The organism is Nocardia niigatensis NBRC 100131 (genome assembly GCF_000308655.1).
GTDB lineage: Bacteria > Actinomycetota > Actinomycetes > Mycobacteriales > Mycobacteriaceae > Nocardia > Nocardia niigatensis.
Window position 1 is genome coordinate 123,528 of record NZ_BAGC01000044.1, and the last position, 18,762, is coordinate 142,289.

The 18,762-nt window shown below is 68.5% G+C and carries 14 protein-coding genes and 1 tRNA gene; 7 read left to right on the forward strand and 8 right to left on the reverse strand.

The window, feature by feature from the left end; all coding sequences use genetic code 11:
• The first annotated feature begins 5 nt into the window (after positions 1–5).
• The 3 genes from ON33_RS21335 to ON33_RS21345 all read left to right on the forward strand — a co-directional run bounded on the left by ON33_RS21335 (position 6) and on the right by ON33_RS21345 (position 4,723).
• Positions 6–1,124: an ATP-binding protein gene (locus ON33_RS21335; protein WP_040860774.1), complete on the forward strand. Its 1,119-nt coding sequence runs from the start codon at positions 6–8 to the stop codon at positions 1,122–1,124.
• Positions 1,121–3,937, forward strand: a complete 2,817-nt coding sequence (locus ON33_RS21340) for a DUF5682 family protein (RefSeq protein ID WP_040860775.1) — start codon at positions 1,121–1,123, stop codon at positions 3,935–3,937. Before ON33_RS21335 ends, ON33_RS21340 begins: the two co-directional genes overlap by 4 nt.
• Positions 3,938–4,093: 156 nt before the next feature.
• Positions 4,094–4,723, forward strand: coding sequence for a hypothetical protein (locus ON33_RS21345; protein WP_157184654.1), 630 nt, complete (start codon positions 4,094–4,096; stop codon positions 4,721–4,723).
• A 1,366-nt stretch (positions 4,724–6,089) separates the two neighbouring features.
• Here the strand turns inward: ON33_RS21345 and ON33_RS21355 are convergent.
• The gene (locus tag ON33_RS21355) at positions 6,090–6,773 is read right to left on the reverse strand and encodes a hemerythrin domain-containing protein (RefSeq protein WP_040860777.1); all 684 of its coding nucleotides are present in this window, start codon (positions 6,771–6,773) and stop codon (positions 6,090–6,092) included.
• Positions 6,774–6,877: 104 nt separating this feature from the next.
• Between ON33_RS21355 and ON33_RS21360 the strand changes: the two genes are divergently transcribed.
• Together ON33_RS21360 and ON33_RS21365 are read left to right on the forward strand one after the other, a co-directional pair.
• Positions 6,878–10,171, forward strand: coding sequence for an ATP-binding protein (locus ON33_RS21360; protein ID WP_040860778.1), 3,294 nt, complete (start codon positions 6,878–6,880; stop codon positions 10,169–10,171).
• 73 nt (positions 10,172–10,244) lie between these two features.
• Positions 10,245–10,700, forward strand: a complete 456-nt coding sequence (locus ON33_RS21365; RefSeq protein ID WP_040860779.1) for a nitroreductase family deazaflavin-dependent oxidoreductase — start codon at positions 10,245–10,247, stop codon at positions 10,698–10,700.
• 191 nt (positions 10,701–10,891) lie between these two features.
• Here ON33_RS21365 and ON33_RS21370 read toward each other — a convergent pair whose 3' ends face one another.
• From ON33_RS21370 to ON33_RS21380, 3 genes are all read right to left on the reverse strand, one after another.
• Complete coding sequence (locus ON33_RS21370; protein ID WP_051152592.1) at positions 10,892–11,335, reverse strand: type II toxin-antitoxin system VapC family toxin; 444 nt, start codon at positions 11,333–11,335, stop codon at positions 10,892–10,894.
• Positions 11,332–11,562: a ribbon-helix-helix domain-containing protein gene (locus ON33_RS21375; RefSeq protein WP_040860780.1), complete on the reverse strand. Its 231-nt coding sequence runs from the start codon at positions 11,560–11,562 to the stop codon at positions 11,332–11,334. Before ON33_RS21375 ends, ON33_RS21370 begins: the two co-directional genes overlap by 4 nt.
• 95 nt (positions 11,563–11,657) lie before the next feature.
• Positions 11,658–11,730: transfer RNA gene (locus ON33_RS21380), tRNA-Ala, on the reverse strand.
• A 129-nt stretch (positions 11,731–11,859) separates the two neighbouring features.
• On the opposite strand from ON33_RS21380, the gene ON33_RS21385 reads away from it, so the two are divergent.
• Both ON33_RS21385 and ON33_RS21390 read left to right on the forward strand, forming a co-directional pair.
• The gene (locus ON33_RS21385) at positions 11,860–13,656 is read left to right on the forward strand and encodes a DUF222 domain-containing protein (protein WP_083869167.1); all 1,797 of its coding nucleotides are present in this window, start codon (positions 11,860–11,862) and stop codon (positions 13,654–13,656) included.
• A gap of 231 nt (positions 13,657–13,887) precedes the next feature.
• Positions 13,888–14,208 (forward strand): hypothetical protein, encoded by a 321-nt coding sequence (locus ON33_RS21390; protein WP_040860782.1) that lies wholly within the window; start codon positions 13,888–13,890, stop codon positions 14,206–14,208.
• Positions 14,209–14,234: 26 nt separating this feature from the next.
• Here ON33_RS21390 and ON33_RS21395 read toward each other — a convergent pair whose 3' ends face one another.
• The 4 genes from ON33_RS21395 to pgm form a co-directional block, all read right to left on the reverse strand.
• Entirely contained in the window at positions 14,235–14,669 is a 435-nt protein-coding gene (locus ON33_RS21395; protein ID WP_051152593.1) for a DUF4352 domain-containing protein, read from the reverse strand.
• A 199-nt stretch (positions 14,670–14,868) separates the two neighbouring features.
• The gene (locus tag ON33_RS21400) at positions 14,869–15,606 is read right to left on the reverse strand and encodes a DsbA family protein (protein WP_040860783.1); all 738 of its coding nucleotides are present in this window, start codon (positions 15,604–15,606) and stop codon (positions 14,869–14,871) included.
• An 83-nt stretch (positions 15,607–15,689) separates the two neighbouring features.
• Positions 15,690–16,913 (reverse strand): MFS transporter, encoded by a 1,224-nt coding sequence (locus ON33_RS21405; RefSeq protein ID WP_245550644.1) that lies wholly within the window; start codon positions 16,911–16,913, stop codon positions 15,690–15,692.
• Between the two features lie 203 nt (positions 16,914–17,116).
• Positions 17,117–18,757: a phosphoglucomutase (alpha-D-glucose-1,6-bisphosphate-dependent) gene (pgm, locus tag ON33_RS21410; RefSeq protein ID WP_040860950.1), complete on the reverse strand. Its 1,641-nt coding sequence runs from the start codon at positions 18,755–18,757 to the stop codon at positions 17,117–17,119.
• Between the last annotated feature and the right edge of the window lie 5 nt (positions 18,758–18,762).

An 18,762-nucleotide genomic window follows, 5' to 3' on the forward strand; every position in this document is an offset into this window, starting at 1 on the left:
CAACCATGAACGACGTTTTGCGCGCCCCCGCCGAGGTCAAGTACGCCGCGGAACTGGATTGGCTGGAGTCCATCGACGACGGCCCCAAGCCGTTCGCGTGGCGGCTGAGCCCGAAGATGGTGCGGCTGTTCATTCTCGGCTCCGAACGCGCCGACGGACTCGACCGCGAGGTGGAGCAGAAGTGGTTCGGCGACCGCAGCTTCGTCGAGCGCAGCATCGTCACCCTGGCCTCGGACCGGGGTCTGCTGCTCATCGGCGATCCCGGTACCGGCAAGAGCTGGCTGGCCGAGCTGCTGGCCGCGGCCATCAGCCGCAATTCCACGCTGGTGGTACAGGGCACGGCCGGCACCACCGAGGACCACATCAAGTACTCGTGGAACATCTCCATGGTCATCGCCAAAGGCCAGTCGAGGGAATCGATGATCCCGTCCCCGATCATGACCGCCATGGAGCAGGGCGTGATCGGCCGCTTCGAGGAGCTCACCCGCTCCACCAGCGACGTGCAGGACGCGCTCATCTCCATCCTGTCGGAGAAGTACGTCTCCATCCCCGAGCTCGACGACGACAATGTGGTGTTCGCGCAGCCGGGCTTCTCCATCATCGCCACCGCCAACAGCCGCGACCGGGGTGTGAACGATCTGTCGTCGGCGCTCAAGCGGCGCTTCAACTTCGTGCGAATCCCGGTGGTGTCCAACAAGAAGAGCGAGGCGGAGATCGTGCGCTTCCGCACCGCGGAACTGCTGCGCCGCCACTCCCTCGAACTGGAGCTGCCGCCCACGCTGCTCGACATCCTGCTGGAGAGCTTCGCCGATCTGCGCGCCGCCGCGGCGGCCGCCACCAGCGACGACGACAAGCTGGAATCGGCGCTGTCCACCGCGGAGCAGATCGGCGTGCTCGAGGACGCCATCCTGCACAGCCAGTTCTTCGGTGAGAAGGAATTGCGCGCCGAGACTCTCGCCGGTTCGCTGGTCGGATCCCTGGCCCGGCGCACGCCCGAGGACCTGGCCATTCTCAACAAGTACCTGCACGGCGTGGTCGAGCCGCGCACCAAGGACAAGAAGGGGAATGCCGCCTGGGGCGAATTCCTGGAGGGCGGCCGGGCGGCGATCGCGAGGCTCTCGTGAACGTCTCCGGCACCGGGCTCGCGGCGCAGACTCCGGCGTCGAAAACCTTTGCCGCGCTGCGGGATCAGCTGGCGGACGCGGCCGTCGCGTTCGCCGGTGTTCCCGGGGCGGCGGGTGACATCCTGGCGGGCATGGTCGACGATGTCGACCGGGCGCTGTCGCAGCGGCTGGAGATCTTCCCGGTCTGCCATCACTCCCCCGCCTCCGGTCTGGCCATGGTGCGGCGGCTGCGCGAGAAGCAGCCGAGCGTCATCTATCTCGAACTGTGCGAAGATCTGCGGCCGCTGCTGGACGAACTGCGCAACTGCCGGCTGCCGGTCGCCCTGCAGGCCTTCGCCACCGATATCGAAGGGTTCCCGGCGGAATGGGCGCCGCTGTCGGTGGTCGCGCCGATCACCGAGTCCTCGGCCGAATACCAGGCCATCGCCTACGCGCTCGATACGCCGGGCGTCGAACTGGTGCTGGTGGATCGGTCCACCGATCACGTCTTCCAGTGGGCCCCGCAGGAAGCCCGGTCGGCGACGCCGGCCGACGACGACCAGCCCGAGGACGACGGCCTGCACGGCGAAGCGGTCGGCATCGAAATCGGTGATCTGCGACCGCGTTTCGCCGAACTGGAAGAACACCTGCTGCACCACGGCAAGGTCCGGCACTGGTCGGAATGGTGGGACCAGTACGTGGAACAGCCGCTGGCGGACGCCGACTACGACACCTACCGCCAGGTCATGGTGATGATCGGCAGCCTGTTCCGACGGCTGCGGCGCGGCAGCACCATCGAGGACGAGGATCGCGAACGGTACATGTGGACCCGCATGCGGGAACACCTGTCCGCCAACGAGATCGACCCGGCGCAGGCGATGTACGTGTGCGGCGCGGCCCATGCGGCCAGCCCGGTCGAACAGTTCGGGCTGGAGTCGGAGGCGACGTTCGAGATCTCGCCGCGCTCGGCCACCACATGGCATTACGGACTGATTCCGTCCAGCCACTCCGCCATCGAGGCGCAGTTCGGGCTGGCCGGCGGCGCGGTGTCGATCGCGGCGGCCACCTGGGCCAAGGGATTGCGGCGCGGCAAGCTGCAGTCGTTCCAGCTCGAAGGCCAGCAGGGAGCGAAGAAGCGCGCCAAGAAGCCATTGCTTCCGGCAGTGCCGGAAGCCGAAGTGACGGACCAGCTTTCGGGGTTCCTGTCCCGGCCGCCGGTGCTGGACGCCCTCGACGAGGCCGAACTGCTGGAATGGTCGGTGGACATCGTCCGGCTGGCCCGGCGCAACGGCTACCTGGCCAGCACCGCCGACGCCATCGCCATCTTCGAGCACTCGATCCTGCTGGCGGGCCTGCGCAATCGCGCGCGCCCGACGCCGTACGACTTCCAGGACGCGGCCGTCACCTGCCTGGAGAAGGACCGGGTGCCGGGGCGCCGCGATGTGCGGCGGCTGTGCGAGATCCTGCTCGGCGGCGACCGCGTCGGCCAGGTCGGCTACGCGGCGCTGCCGCCGCTGGCCCGCGACGCACTCGACCGGCTGGCGCCGCTGGGACTGGATCTGTCCAAGCGGACCCTGCAACGCGCGCTGCTGGACCTGAAGGCGAACCCGGACCTGCGGCCGTGCTCGGACCTGCTGTGGCTGCTGCGGCGGCTCTTGCCGCAGGACGCGTTGCGGCCCATCATGGGTTCGCGTGGACTGGGTGAGACCTCGATCCAGGAGAGCTGGGACATCGGGCTCGGCAAATACCAGCGATCCCTGGTGGAGCTCGGCTACGAGGGCGTCTCGGTGGAGCAGGTGCTGGAGCAGCGGCTACGACGGTCGGTCACCGCACCGGACGCGACGGCGGCCGTGGCACTGGGCGCGGTCGAGGACGCGCTGGTCTATCTGGGATCGGTCCGGCTCGCCGACGAACTCGGCAATCGGGCGGTCGAGCTCCTCGCCGCCGAACGGACGGTGGACGACGCGCCGATCGTGCTGCGGCGGATCCGCTTGCTGCTCAACTACTTCCGTTCCACCGAGGCCGGCCTGCCGGCCTGGTGCGAACGATTCGTGACAGCCGGATACGCGCACTACTGCACCCTGCTGCCCACCGCCTTCGCTTCCGAGGAGACCGGACCGGCACAGGTGGCGGCCATGCTGGGCTTCCTGTTCGGGATGGAGAACCTGGCGCTGTCGCTGGGTTGCGACCACACCCAGCTGGAACTGGCGGTGCTGCAATCACATCCGGAGGCGCCGGCCAAGGTGGCCCTGCTGTGGGCGGCACGGTTCCAGCTCGGTCTGCTGTCCATGGCCGACCTGCGCGAGCGGTGCGACGGGATGCTGGCCAATCCGCTGGTGCTGCCGACGGTTCCGCAGTACGTGAGCGGATTCGTGCAGGCCATCGACCCGGCCCCGGCATTGAAGCCCTTCGTGGTGGAGGTGTTGTCGAAGGCCTTCGGCACGCTGCCGGATGCGGTGCTGCTGCCGTGGCTGCCGAAACTGATCACCACCCTGAAAGATCAGGCGGGTGACCTGATTCCGGGTCTGGTCCGGGAAGCCGGCCGTACCTTCCCTGGCGCGCTGCCCGCCGTGGACGCGTTCGTGCCGCCCTGGTCGGCCGAATTCACCACGGCCACAATGCCGGTGGTGGCGGCACTGGGCGGGCCGGTCACCGAACTGCTCGCCGCCCACCCCGCCGCCTGCGACGCGCTCGCCGGACTGCTCGGCATCGAGGGCGGCTGGCAGGCGGCCGGACCGGTCGGAAACCGCGAGGTAACCGGCTTGCTCGAGCGGTTCCCCGCCACGGCCGCCGCGCTGGCCGCGCGGCTGGGAATGCCGGACGCACCCAGCTGAGACGGGCCCGGCCGGTTCGTCCCCAAAGGGGCGACCGGCCGGACCGCCATAGATACCGTGCATTGCTGGTAGGCGGGCGGACATCACAATTCAACGGTTCGGTCTCGAATTCGAGAGCGCCTCGCGAATGGCGCGAGAACACGTTACAGTCCGCCCGTGAAATATCTTGTGGGATGCGCAATGGCCCTGTCGTTCGCGACGGGTTCGCCGGTAGCGCAGGCGGATTCCGCACCGACCTGTACCGACACCCCGAACTCCTATACCGCCGGATGGCAAACCGGCTGGGCTTCGTATCAGGCCGCGCAGAAGAGTCCGTCGTCCGGCACGGCGTCGCGGACCGCCGATCTGCCGATCACCATCAACGCGCCGATCTCCCACGTCTGGACCGTGTATTCGAACCTGCGCAACGACATCGGCCGGCACCCGTTCCTGCAGGACATCATCGTGCACCGCACCTGCACCGACGGCGTCACCGAGACCATAGATTTCACCGCGCTGGAAAACGTGCCGATGGGCTCGGTCGACTATCCCGCGAAAACCCAGGCCGAACAGCGTCTCTACCCGGCCGACCACTACTACCTGACCGACAGTTACGACTCACCCGGGGTCATCACCCATCAGAAGGTGACGTTCGTCGACAACGGCAATGGCACCACGACGGTGAACGAGCACCTCACCTTCATCGCGAATCCGCTGCTCATCAACTTCACCGTCGACAACGGCGTCTCCTCCCACCAGGCGTACCAGGCGGCATTGAAGCGGGATATCGAAAACGGCACCCTCTGAATGCCGAAAAGGCCCGGTCCCGATGGACCGGGCCTTTCGCGTTACTGACACGACCCGCTGGCGGCGCGATCGAACGCTTCGGCCCAATCGCCCGGGGACATGTAGAACGGAGGCGCCACCTGCGCTCGCATCGCCGGAAGGCCGCCCGGGAATTTGTCCACCTGATTGAGAAGACCTTGACAGGACCCGCGAATGAGAGCGTCGCGCGTGTCCTTCGGCGGCGGGGGCGGCTCGGGTGAGCTGGGTTCGACCGGCTCTTGGGCACTGGGTTTCGCTGGGGGCGGGGTGGTTCGCACCGTCGTGGTCGGCGCCGGCTCGGGGCTGGGTGTGGTGGTATCCGGCGGAGGCGGAGCCGGTGGCGAGGTCGGGTTCGCGGCAACGGTCACGGGGACCGGGGTGGTGGCCGGCAAGGAGGTGGCCGGGCGCTGCGTCGTGGATCGTGTTGTGTCCGCCGCGGCGCTGGCAGTGTTGTCGCCGCGCGTGATCAGGATGACGGCAGTCGTTGTTCCACCGGCGATTACGAGGACAACGGCAAGCACGGCCGCCCAGATCCAGGCCGGTCGTCCTGATGCTGATGTCGTGCCGACGCGCGTCGGACTCCGCGGCGGATCCGCTCGGCGCGGAATATGATTCGCGGGGGCCGGACGATTCGCGATCCGAGCGGCGGGGGCCGGACCACTCGCGATCCGAGCGGCAGAGAACGGACCACTCGCGATCCGAGCGGCAGAGAACGGACCGGTCGCGGCGAGTAGTACTCCACGTGCAGCCGCCGAGGCCGGATTATCCCCCGGATAGCTCACCGCATTGAGCTCTGCCGCAACCGAAATCGGTACCAGACGAACCAGATTCGCCGAATACCCAACGGCCGCCGCCGCCTGCGCGATCACCCCGACCTGCTGCGGCACCCACTGATCCGGATACGCCAGCGCCAATCCCGAAGGCGGCGGCCCATTTCGAGTGAACAGCGCGGCATCCAACACCGCCCGCAGCACCGATTTCGCGCCCTTCGGATCCACCAGAACCCCGGCCACCCCACTGGGCAACCCCACCGGCATGACCCGCCGGTCCGAAAGCTCCAGGCTCGCCGCCGCAGTCGCATTCACTCCGAACGCAACCCCCAGCAGCCAATCGCCCCCCACCACATGCCTCCTGGACGCGCGTCAAACAGGGGTCAGTATAGGCGGCCCGCACCGATCGTTCGCGCGCTCCGGAAATTGGAAACAAGCACTACGCCCGGGCGCGTAAATGTGATGCGCGCCATGTCGTTTCATCGATTCGCCGCTTCTCCGTAAATCGAGCTGTCTGGCATGCCTGTCGCCTCGTGCCCGGTGGGGAGGCTACCGGGCAGCACGGGCTTCGATTGTCGTCAGCGGTCACCACTGGGATCAGCGCGGTAGATCTCACGATATTCCTTGGCGAAGGTGCGGCGGCCGAGCAGACGCCAGGCGAGCCGGGCGGGGAGCGGCAGCTCGGCGAGGACTTTCCGGCGATCGGTGTCGGGGACGCCTTGCAGAATGAAGCCGAGGAAGATCAACTGACGGTCCCTGGGCAGGTGCTCGCGGCCGCGTTCGCCGAGAGCCTGCCACTCGAGCTCGGTCATGACGTTCTCGACCACGGGCAGGATGTGCCGCTCCTCCTCGGTCATGTGCTCGTCGAGGACGTCGGAGAGCGCCCGCAGCGTGGCTGTGAGCCGGTCCCGAACCAATGAGTCTGCGGCGGTGGCGAACTCGGACCCTTCGCGGTGGGCGCGCTCTGTGAGGTCGGAGATCCGCTCATGCTGTTCCTCCATACGCAGCACCAGGGTCGAGTCTGCGGGGGCGCGCTCGAGCAGGATCGGCCACATGAGCTCGTCCTCGCCGGTGTGGTGGTGGTGCAGGCCGGTACCGAGTTCGCCGAGGAAGGCCATCAGGCGGCGGGCGCGCTCGACGTCTCCGGACGGCACTGCCGCGACGAGGCCGGGTAGAGCGTCGAAGTGCCTGCGGAAGGCATTGTGCACGACGATCATGTCGTAGGTGTCGGGGCGGCCGGGTGCGGTGCCGGTAGCGCTCATGCTGTGCTCCTGTTGCTGTCGGGGACCGAGGCGACTGTGTGGCCCCCGACTTGCAGCCCACTTGCAAGCCATTGCGCTGGGGCCCGTCCTAGACTTGGCCCGTCATGATTCGGATTCGGGTACTCGGTGCGCTGACCGCGGCGGACGGGCGTGGCGAACTCGATCTCGGCGGCCCTCGGCAACGCGGCGTGCTGGCGCGTCTGCTGGTCGCGCGGGGTGAGGTGGTGCCGATCGACCGCCTGATCGATGACCTGTGGCGAGGTGAACCGCCACCGCGGGCGCTCGGCGCATTGCAGGCCTACGTCTCCAACCTGCGGCGGTTGCTGGAGCCGCAGCGGGCGCCGCGCATGCCCGCCACCGTTCTGATCAGCCGGACCCCGGGCTACGCGGTGCGTTTCGCCGCCGAGGACGTCGATGCGTGGCGCTTCGTCGCCGAACTGGAAGCTGCTGGGCGGCAAGGCAATCCGTGCGAGCGACGACAAACGCTGGAACGCGCGCTCGCCCACTGGCAGGGTCCCGCTTACGCCGCCTTCGCGGCCGAGCCGTGGGCGACCGCGGAAGCGGCGCGGCTGGAGGAATTGCGGCTGGGCGCACGCGAGAAGCTCGCGGCCGCCCTGCTCGAGCTGGGCGAGCCGACGCTCGCCGCGGCCGAGGCCGAGGTGTTGAGCAGGGAGCACCCGCTCCGTGAGGAGGCGTGGCGGCTGACAGCGCTGGCTCGATATCGGGCGGGCCGCCAGGCCGACGCGCTGAGCGCCCTGCGGCAGGCCCGCGGCGTTCTCGCGACCGAACTCGGCATCGATCCGGGTCCAGCTTTGACACGGCTGGAGTCGGACATTCTCGCGCAACGAATCCCGCTGTGCGAGCCGGTAATTCCACTCCAGGAGACACTTTCTGCGGCCATCATGACCGGAAGCGCCCCACCGGCCGAACCGGGTTCCGAATTATTCGGCCGCACAGCGGAACTCGCCGCGTTGCGCGAAGCGGCCGCCGGCGCCGGCCCGCGGTCGGCGACGGTGGCGGGCGAAGCGGGCAGCGGGAAATCGACTCTGCTGCGACACTTCGACGCCGCCTTGCGCGCGTCGGGGCACCGGGTGGTGATCGGCCGCTGCCCGGAGGACGACTCCGCTCCGTCGGCTTGGCCATGGGTCGAGATCCTGCGCGCCCTGGCCCGTGAGCACGATCCCGGAGGCTTCGCGCCCGCCCTGGCGCCGCTGCTCACCGACGGCGACGGCGCACCGGACTCCCGCCACGCCCACGGCCGCTTCCTGCTGCATCGAGCGGTGTGCGGATACCTCACCGCCGTCGCCGCCGACGCTCCGCTGGCGATCCTGCTCGATGACGTACACCGGGGAGACACCGAGACAGCGGCGCTGCTCACCGCGGTGGCAACCCAGGTGCCGGGGCTCGTCGTGATCGGCTACCGTCCCGACGAGGTGCCGCCGGCGTTGGCCGACACGCTCGCCGTCCTCGCGACCTCCGTCCGCGCCCGGGTTCACCTGCGCGGCCTCGGCGTCGAAGACAGCGGTCGCCTGATCACCGCCCTGACCGGCAGCACACCGGCGTCCGCCGTGGTCGCGACCCTGCACGAGCGCACCGGCGGAAATCCGTTCTATCTCGTCGAGGTCGCACGGCTGCTGCAGAGCGAGGGCGAGCTGGTAGCCGCGTCGGAGGTTCCGGCGGGCGTGCGGGATGTATTGCGCCGCAGGTTTTCCCGGCTTCCCGAGACCGGGGTGACGCTGCTGCGCCTGGCCGCGGTGATCGGCCGGGAGTTCGATGTCGCGGTGCTGGTGCACGCGGCCGAGGTATCCGAGGACGAGGTGCTGGACGCGGTGGAGGCGGGCGTGCTGGCTGGGCTCTTGGACGAACCCGCCAGCGGCCGAGCGCGTTTCACACATGTGCTGGTGCGTCATACACTGCTCGGCGATCTGTCCCGGATCCGCCGCGACCGATGGCATCGGCGGGTCGCCGCCGCGATCGAGGAGATCGATCCGGGCGATCTCGCGGCCCTGGCCCACCACTACGGCGAGTCGGTGAGCCCGGAGACGGCACGCCGGGCCGCCGACTACGCCGTGGCGGCGGCCGAACAGGCCGAGCGGCGCTACGCCCACGACGTCGCCGCAGCCGGGTACGAACGCGCGGCCGTGGCCCTCGAGCGCCACGCGGGCGCCGATACCGTCGAGGAACGGGTCGTGATGCTGTGCCGGGCGGGTCGCAGCCATCTCGCCGGTGGAGCTGGGCTCGCCGCTCGAAGCGCTCGGCATCGGGCCGCGGCGCTGGCCGAGGAGGTCGGCCGGACCGATCTGCTGGTACGGGCGTTCACCGCCTGGGAGACACCCACCCCGTGGATGAATCGACTGTGGGGCGTGGTCGAGCACCGGGTCGTCGGTTGGATAGAGGACGCGCTGCGTTCTCCCGGCCTCACTCCCGCCGAGCGGTGCCGGCTGCTGGTGACCCTGGTCGACGAGATCGGCGGCGAGGCAGGCGAACCCGCGGCGGTGGCCGCCGCTCAGGCACAGGCCCTCGCCCGCGAACTCGGTGACGACGCCCTGCTCGCTCCCGCACTGCAAGCCATGGCCTCGCTCTACGACTCGCCGGACCGCAGCCCGCTCGGGGCCGAGCTGATCGAGGTCGGGCGGCGCACCGACCGCGGCGATTACCTGCTCCTCGGGCATACGGTCGCGATCCAGGCCGCCGCATCCACGGCCGACATCGCCACCGTCCGCGAGCATCTCGAGGCGGCCACCGTGCTGGCCGACCGTTACCAGTGGCGGCAGGCGCAGGTGGCGAACACGATGGCACGCGGGCTGGTGGCCCTCACGACCGGTGATCCCGACACAGCCGAGCAGCACTATCTACGAGCCAACGAAATGCTCACCCGCGCAGGCATTCTCAACGCGGGCGGAATCCTTGGCATGGCGCTGTTCGTGGTGCGGCTGCACCAGGGCCGCGTCGGTGAACTGGTCGAGATGATCAGAGAATTCGCCGACAGCGCCGTCCCCGCGACCGTCGACGCCATGGTGGATTTTCTGGTGCTGGCCCTGCTTGCGGCCGGCGACCGGACAGAAGCGGCGCGGGTCCGGCGACGGGCCCGGCCGATCCGCGACAACCTGTTCCGATCGCTGTTCCTCTCACTGCGCGGCATGGTGGTCGCGACGCTGGGCACGGCCGACGAGGCCGCCACGCTCTACCGCGATCTGCTTCCCTTCCGCGACCGGCTCGGTGGCGCGGACACCGGTTCCTACTCGGTCGGTCCGGTCGACACCGTCCTCGGTGACCTGGCGGCCCGGCACGGGGATGCCGGGCTCGCCACCGAGCACTACCGGGCCGCGCTCCGCGTCGCCCAACGCTGTGGCAACCCGACCTGGATCGCGGCTGCGGCCGAACGCCTCGAGCGCTGACGCTTCACTGGTCGTTCACAAGCCGGACCCGGACCATCACTTCCGACGATCCCGACCGACCGAGGAGTACCCCGTGCCGCATACCCGCCGCTTTCGCGCGGTCACCGATCTGTACCTGAAGACCGTGACCACCACGCACCGCAAACTGCTCGACCTCAGCGGCGGCCGCGTCGGCACCCGATTCAAGAAGATGCCCACCCTGGCCCTCACCACCACCGGACGGCGAACAAGGTTGCCGCGCACCGTGATTCTCACCGTCCCCGTCGTGGAGGACGACAGCTATCTGATCGTCGCCTCGCGCGGCGGAGACGATATCTCCCCGGACTGGTTCCACAACCTGCGTGCCGATCCCGCGGTCGAGGTGTCGTTCCAGCATGGCGTGAAGCAACCGATGACCGCCCGCGTGCTCAGCCCGCAGGAACGCGACCAGCGGTGGCCACAGGTCGTCGCGGCGTACCCGGGGTACCAGACCTACCAGAAGCGGACCACCCGACAGATCCCCTTGGTCCTGCTCCGCCCACGCGAGTGAACGACGTCGCCGCAGGAGCCCAGACTTGCGGATTGGCGCATCGCAGGAAAAGCAACAGAGCCGCAGGTCATTGACCTGCGGCTCTGTTGTTCTGTGGACCTGACGGACCAGCATACGAACCGGGCGGTGCTGGTCGACGGGCCGGTCATCGTGATTCGGGTGGTGGGTACCCGACCGCGATCGTCGGCGGTTCAGTCGCCCTGGAGCAAGAGCCGGAACGACGGATGAACGGGTGTCAGGGGTCGGACGGCACGAAAGTCCTTCTCATCCAACGTCAATACATCATTGGTGAGGTAGCGCTCGGCGAGCACGACCGTGACTGCGTCGGCCAGGTCAAGGCGGAGGCCGCGATACTGCTCGATGATCTTCTGGGCGACTCGGAGGTCGTCACGGTCCACATGCGGAATGAGCACCGCGCCCTCCTCGGCCGAAGTGAGCAGGTCATCGAGAACGAGATCGGCTGTGCGGCGGTCCTTTCCGAACCGGGCCACGAGCAGGTGATCGACCTCATCCAGCACCAGCGGCGAGACAACCGCAACAGACGTGGAGAGGAATTCGCGCGCCCGCTCATGCAGTTCCGCGGCACGGTCGTACGCGGCGATGATGGCCGAGGTATCGGCGATGAAGAAGCTCACTCGCCGTATGCCTCCCCGAGCAAGTCCTCACTGTTGGCGGCAAACCCGGGATCGCCGGAATCGAACGACGGCCACGGCCGGGTACGGCGGGTCCGGTGCGACCGCAACAACACCAGCTCGATCCCCTCGCGGATCAAATCAGCTTCCGATCGTCCTGCCGCTTCGGCCGCCTCCTTGAGACGGGCAGCCTGCTCGGGATCCAGGTACACGCTCGTTTTGGCCTTCATAAACGTAGGGTACTACGTAGGGCACCTCCCGGGTTCGCGCATTGCCCGAAAAACAAGAGAGCCACAGGTCAATGACCTGCGACTCTGTCGTGGAGTGGAGCTAAGGGGACTCGAACCCCTGACCCCCACACTGCCAGTGTGGTGCGCTACCAGCTGCGCCATAGCCCCGTGTTCACTTCTGTGCTAGCGGGGCGTTGCCCTGCTTGCTTGAACGAAGTTACACGACCGGTGTCGAACAAACCAAATCGCCTGGATACAGGCTGGCGGTGACGACCTCCTGGATGTAGTCTCGAACGCATGTTCGATAGCCGAGAGGTGGAGGCGATGGGCGAGGAAGAGCTGATCGACGCGCTGCGGCGGGCACATGGAGCAGCGGCGTTCGCACAGGCGGCGGAAATCACAGCGGTGCGGGAGGTGTATCGGCGGCATCGGGCCGCGAATGCCGCGCCGGGGGCGGGCGGGGTGCGTGCCGGGGAGTTCGCCGCGGCGGAAATCGCCGTGGCGGTGCACGTGTCGGAGGCGGTGGCGGCGGCCCTCATCGATATCGGGTTGGCGCTGGATTCCCTACCGCAGACCAAGCACGCCTTCGCGGCCGGCCGCATCGACCTTTCCCGGGTGCAGGTGATCGCGGACTGCCTGCGCGGGCAGCCGCACGAAGTGCGAGAAGTATTGGAGCCCAAGCTGATCGAGGCGGCTCTGCGCTCGGATCCGGCCCGGCTGCGTCAGACCGCACAGCGCTGGGTCACCCGCCTGGATCCCGAGGGCGAGACCCGCCGCCGCGAGGAGCGCGAACAGGACCGCGACGTCCGCATTCGCGCGGTGCAGGACGGCATGGCCGTCTTCGACGGCCTGCTGCCCGCCGCCGGCGCCCAGGCCCTCGCCATGCGGCTGCGGGAAATGAGCCTCCAGGTCTGCGAAGCCGACCCGCGCAGCATGTCGCAACGCCGATCCGACGCCCTGATCGCACTCGCCGACGGCTCCGGCCGGCTGCGCTGCGGCTGCGCCCAGGGCCTCGACTGCCCCCAGGCCGATGCCCCCACCACCCCACGCCGCCCCCTCATCCAGGTCGGCGTCTCCGCCGAAACCCTCCTCGGCCTGCGCGACGACCCGGCCTTCCTCGCCGGCTACGGCCCCGTCGACGCCGCCCTCGCCCGCACCCTCGCCGAACACGCCCGTTTCCAGGTCATCCCCGAGTACTTCCCCGACGACGCCACCTCCGGTTCTCAGGAGCCGGACGACACAGTGGTAGCTCGCACTGCCACGGCCGCCGACCCAGCCCCGCGCGAGGCGCCGATAACGGCCAAGGCCGCCCCGGACAAATCGCCAACGACCGCGGGACACATCGCTGCGAGCGCCCCGAAGGCTCCACGGCCGCGGCGGAAGCACGTGCCGGCCATCGCACCCGAAGCACCCTGGGAACGCGCGGGCGCCAATCGGAGCCGTGCGGGACAAGACCCATCCGAGCCCGCGCCGGGTGTGGATCGCGGGCAGCTCATCCCTGCCTCCGCATCCGCGCGGTCCATTGCCGAACCGTCTCCCGCACCCGCCGGGCCGCCGTCCAAGCGCGCGAAAGTCGTAGCGGTGCGGCCGTTCTCGGGCGCTCCGGCTCGCGAGGTCCGCGCCATCGACGGGTTGTGCCGTTTCCCGAATTGCACCATGCCCGCCGCGGAAACGTCCCTGGTGCAATTCGCCCCGCAGCCCAACCACCCCGCGCCCCAGCCGAATACCGCGTATCGCGCTGTGCTGTGCACGCATCACCACCGTCTGAAGCTCTTGGCGGACAAGGGAAAACACCCCTGGCGCGTCTATCTCGCGGACACCGACCGCATGCGCTGGATCGACCCGAGCGGCGAATCCCACGAGACGGTCCGCGAGGGCGCCCGCTACCTGTTCCCGCACACCGACATCGACGCCCCGGTACGCCCGCCCCAGCTCCGCGCGGTCCCCGACGCCGAACCCGCCACGCCCGGCCGCATTTTCAACGCCGACCTGGCATACCCGATGGAGAACCACATCCTCATCCACCCCCAGTTGTCCCGCACCACCGCCGACAACGACATCCCCGAATCCCCCACCCGAGCCGTTACCCGCTGACCGTCGAGTTCTCCCCCGAACCCAGGGCCCGGGCACCCAGCCCGGTCCCCTCCCCGGGGTGCGGCTCAATTCTCCGTTCCCCCGCTGGGCCGCACCCCACCCATTCCCTCAACATGCGCTGGTGCACAAGAACTTCCGAGCTCCGCCGCACCACCACATGTTTCCCAAGGCACCACGAAGATGTTCGCGCGGATCACCGCACCTTCTCACGCGCCACTGCATGCTGGTCGAATGAACGACCACGAACAGAACGCCGAAGCCGACCTCCGCGATCCGCTCCTGCTGGAGCAGCGGCGCCAACTGCTGCAGGACCGGCTACAAACCCTCCGAGCCGACCTCGCAGACCTGACCGCCGCCTACCGCACCCTCCCCAACTCCGGCCTCCTCCTCGACACCCCGGGCACCGGCGCCCTCACCACCCCGGCCTACTGCGTCGCCGGCGCCGCCGAGGTCTTCGACGAGGCCCTCATCGAACTCGCCGCCGCCGACGACGCCCTGAGCCGGGCGGCCGCCTATACATCCCGTTTGCGCCGGCCGGTCCTCGATGTGTGATCGGTTGTCCACCAGGATGTTCCGTCTCAGGAAACGTCAGCACGGACCTTGTCGGTCATGTTGTCGAACACCACTGTCTTCGGCGTGAAGGTGCCCTTCGCGGCGACAGCGCCGGTCACTTTTTCGCCCGGCTGAAGCTCCACCGTGGCGATCTGGTTCTCCTCCACACCGAGTTCGGCCGTGTGCTTACTCCCACCAGTGTCGGTGATCGCGAAATACAGCGGGTTGACGCTGATCGCCTTGTCCGTGCGGTTGTTCGTAACTGTCACAAGCACACTCGTGTATGCCCCACCATCGTTCAGGACGCTGGGCGTGAAGGCGGTGGGCGCGGCCGTCAGTTGAACGACCGAGTTCGCCGACGATGCCGGAGCAGGCTTGGACGGGTCGCAGGCGGCCACGATGCCGGCCCCGACAACGATGGACGCGACGACTGCGAGCATCCCGATCATCTTGCGAATCATGAATTCCCCCTGGAGTTCATCGTTTCGAAGGTTTGACCGCCACGAATTGGGCAATCAGTCGGCTAACGATAGGACCCAAGGACGGCCGGGCACGGGGAATTTCACCGAAGGGCTGTTCCAGCTCACAAGTTGGCACGAATAGGGGGCCGATAGGTGCTCGCGCCTACCGACCCCCGGTTAGAACCGATCCAACGCTTAGCTATTTTGCGGCGTCGAGGACCCAGTTCTTGTTGTTGACGTCGATCTTCTTGCCGTCGATGAAGACGGCGGGGGTGGCGGCGCGGTTGTTGAGGGCCTCGTTGAGGGCCTTCAGGGCTGCTTCGGCGTGGGCGCGGCCGGTGTCGGCGCGGTCGCCGGAGGTGATGCACTTGGCGATGTCGTCGCCGGCGCCCGCCTCCTTGGCGATGGCGGCCAGTTCCTTGTTGTCGTGGTCGGAGCCGCCTTCGGAGGGCTGCTTGCTGGTGAAGAGCAGGGAGTGGTACTTCGAGTAGATCGGGCCGTCACCGGCCTGGGCGACGCACTCGTTGGCGGCGACGGCGCGGGTGGAGTAGTCCTTGCTGCGCGACTTCGAGTCGAGGAAGTTCACCAGGCGGTACCGCACCGCGATCTTGCCGAGGTCGACCTGCTGGGCGATCTCCTGCCCGTAGATCTTCTCCAGCTGACCGCACGCGGGGCACAGCGGATCCTCGTAGATGTCAATGGTTTTCGCGTTCGGCTTGCCCAGCACAATGGCTCCGTCGGAGTCCAGCGCCACCGATACCCCGGGGTCGTGCACCGGACCGTATCCGTCGTTGCGCACCTCGTCCCCGCCGCCACGATTCCACAGGTAGAGGGCCGCCACGATCACCGCAACCACGACAACGGCCAGACCAGCCAGCGCATAGGTGGTCTTGCTCGAGACCGGCGACGGTGTGTGCTTCGAAGTCGGTTTGCTCACCCGCAACACTCTGCCCGAAGCCCCCGCCCCCGCAACACCCACCCCGCCCACCAAAATCAACACGCTCCGCCGAAGTCAGAACGCTAGGCGACGGAGGGGGTGGCTTCCCTGCGGTGCAGGGTTTCCGGCACTACCAGCCATACCAGCGATGCGGAGGCCAGGAGTACGCCGGTCACTCCGAGTGCTGCGCCGTAGGAGAGACGGTCGGCGAGGGTGCCGATCGCGTAGGGGCCGAGGAAGGTGCCGAGGTCGGCGGACATCTGGTAGCCGGCGAGGACCGGGCCGCCGCGGGTGCCCGGGCCGATGATGTCCGCGACCGCCGCTTGCAGGGCGGGGGTGAACATGCCGGAGCCGATGCCCGCGACGCAGGAGGCGGCCAGGAGCCAGACGAGGGTGGGGGCCAGGCCGATGCCCGCCGTGCCGACGGCGCACACCAGGGTGCCCGCGATGAGGAAGGGCTTGCGTCCCAGGGTGTCCGACCAGCGGCCGGAGAGGAACAGCACCGAGGCATTGCCGAGCGCGAAGGCGGTCAGCGCCACGCCCGCGAGGGCGGCGTCCTGCTTCAGCACTTCCACCACGATCAGCGGCACCAGCGCCATGCGCACACCGAAGACGGCTGCGCCATTACCGAAGTTGGCCCACAGCGCGGCCCGGTAGGCGGGCCGGGCCAGCCCCTCGCGGAAGGTCATGATCGGCGTGCCGTTCACCTTCTCGGGCAGGGCGAGCGGGGAATCCCGCAGTGCCACATACACGATGAGGCTGGCGATCAGCAGCGCCACGCAGTAGATGAGGAACGGCGCGCGCAGCCCCAGGAAAGACAGCGCACCGCCGACCAGCGGCCCACTGATGGACCCGATCAGGAAGCTGGTCGAGTACACCCCCGACACCCGTCCCCGTTCGGCGGGCGGCGACATGCGAATCACCAGCCCCAGCGAGGACACCGTGAACATCGTCGACCCGATGCCGCCGAGCGACCGCAGCACCAGCAGCTGCCAATAGCTTTGCGCCAGCGCACAAGCACCGGTCGACACCGCCACGATCAGCAACCCGGTCAGATAGACCGGCCGCTCCCCAAGCCGCTGCAACAGCCGCCCCGCCAGCGGCGCGAAGATCAACCGCATCAACGCGAACGCGCTCACGATGAACGAGGCCGCCGCCACCCCCACATGGAAACTCCGCGCGAACTGCGGCAACGCCGGCGCCACCAACCCGAACCCGATGGCGATCGTGAACGCCGACCCCACCAGCACCCAGATCTCCACCGGCAGCCGATGCCGTCCACCCACCGGCACCCCGGACTCACTCACCACAACGCACCACCCGCCGAAGCCAACCCGGATTCATTACCCCCCGGGCCGCGCCGGCCACCACGTTTCGCCCACACCGAGTCTGACGGCCCGCGTCAGTCTCGATGCCACTGGCGCACCCCACCGCCGATCCCATCGGCAACGCCGACCCGGCTGACGCGCACACCAATTCATTCATTCGCCACACCCGATCGAAGATCGCGCTACTCACCGGACAGCGCGTGTCCGACGATCTCCTCGGCGGCGGCCTGGACCTGGGCGAGGTGCTCGGGCCCTTGGAAGGATTCGGCGTAGATCTTGTATTTGTCCTCGGTGCCCGACGGGCGAGCGGCGAACCAGGCGTTCTCGGTGGTGACCTTGAGGCCGCCGAGGGCCGCGCCGTTGCCGCGGGCGCGGGTCTGAATGCCGGCGATGGGCTCGCCGGCGATTTCGGTCGCGGTGATCATGTCCGGCGTCAACGCCGCCAGGCGGGTCTTCTGTTCCGGGGTGGCGGTGGCATCGATGCGGGCGTAGGCGGGTGAGCCGTACCGCTTTTCGAGTTCGGCGTAGCGGGTGGACGGGCTCTGCCCGGTGACGGCGGTGATCTCCGCGGCCAGCAGGGCGAGCAGGATGCCGTCCTTGTCGGTGGTCCACACGGTGCCGTCCATGCGCAGGAACGAGGCGCCCGCGGATTCCTCGCCGCCGAAAGCCAGGCTGCCACTGAACAATCCGGGCACGAACCATTTGAATCCGACCGGCACCTCGTACACGTCGCGGCCCAGCACGCCGACCACCCGGTCGATCATGGAAGACGTCACCACCGTCTTGCCGATCTTGGTCAGCGCGTCCCACCCCATCCGGTTGGCGATCAGGTATTCGATCGCCACCGCCAGGTAGTGGTTCGGATTCATCAGTCCCGCATCGGGAGTCACGATCCCGTGCCGGTCCGCGTCCGCGTCATTGCCGGTGGAAATGTCGTAATCGTCGCGAATCGCCACCAGCGAGGCCATGGCGTACCGCGACGACGGATCCATTCGGATCCGCCCATCGGAGTCCAGCGTCATGAACCGCCAGGTCGGATCGACGAACGGATTCACCACCTCGAGCTCGAGGTCGTACCGCTGCCCGATCTCCTCCCAGTAGTCCACCGAGGCCCCGCCCATGGGATCCGCGCCCAGCCGAATCCCGGCGCCCCGAATGGCGTCCAGATTCAGCACATTGGGTAGGTCCGAGATGTAGCGGTCCAGATAGTCGTAGCGCTCGACATTGGCGGCCAGCGCCTGCGCCAGTGAGGTGCGCCTGACGTCGGCGAGTCCCGTGCGCAGCAGCTCGTTGGCGCGCGCGGCGATGGCGTCGGTGGCGATGGTGTCGGCGGGCCCGCCGTGCGGCGGGTTGTATTTGAATCCGCCGTCACGCGGCGGATTGTGCGAGGGCGTCACCACGATGCCGTCGGCCTGATGCCGGGTCCCGCCCCGATTGTGCCGCAGCACTGCGTGACTCAAAGCCGGTGTGGGCGTGTACCTGTCACGCGAATCGATGACGGCGGTGACGCCGTTGGCGGCGAGCACCTCGAGCGCGGTGGTCCAGGCGGGCTCGGACAGCGCGTGCGTGTCGCGAGCCAGGTACACCGGCCCGGTAATGCCGCGTGAGGCACGGTATTCCACGATGGCCTGGGTGATGGCGAGGATGTGCGCCTCGTTGAACGCGCAGTCCAGGCTCGACCCGCGATGCCCGGAAGTACCGAAGGACACCAGCTGCGCGGGATCCGACGGATCCGGAATCCGGCTGTAGTAGGCCGTCACCAGGTGCGCGATGTCCTCGAGGTCCGTGGCCCGCGCCGGTCGTCCGGCTCGATCGTGGGCCATGCCCG

Excerpts from the sequence above, each read along its gene's own strand:
- pgm (WP_040860950.1), bottom strand. The coding sequence starts at position 18,757 with ATGGCCCACGATCGAGCCGGACGACCGGCGCGGGCCACGGACCTCGAG.
- ON33_RS21385 (WP_083869167.1), top strand. The coding sequence starts at position 11,860 with ATGTTCGATAGCCGAGAGGTGGAGGCGATGGGCGAGGAAGAGCTGATC.
- ON33_RS21390 (WP_040860782.1), top strand. The coding sequence starts at position 13,888 with ATGAACGACCACGAACAGAACGCCGAAGCCGACCTCCGCGATCCGCTC.
- ON33_RS21355 (WP_040860777.1), bottom strand. The coding sequence starts at position 6,773 with ATGAGCGCTACCGGCACCGCACCCGGCCGCCCCGACACCTACGACATG.
- ON33_RS21395 (WP_051152593.1), bottom strand. The coding sequence starts at position 14,669 with ATGATTCGCAAGATGATCGGGATGCTCGCAGTCGTCGCGTCCATCGTT.
- ON33_RS21375 (WP_040860780.1), bottom strand. The coding sequence starts at position 11,562 with ATGAAGGCCAAAACGAGCGTGTACCTGGATCCCGAGCAGGCTGCCCGT.
- ON33_RS21360 (WP_040860778.1), top strand. The coding sequence starts at position 6,878 with ATGATTCGGATTCGGGTACTCGGTGCGCTGACCGCGGCGGACGGGCGT.
- ON33_RS21335 (WP_040860774.1), top strand. The coding sequence starts at position 6 with ATGAACGACGTTTTGCGCGCCCCCGCCGAGGTCAAGTACGCCGCGGAA.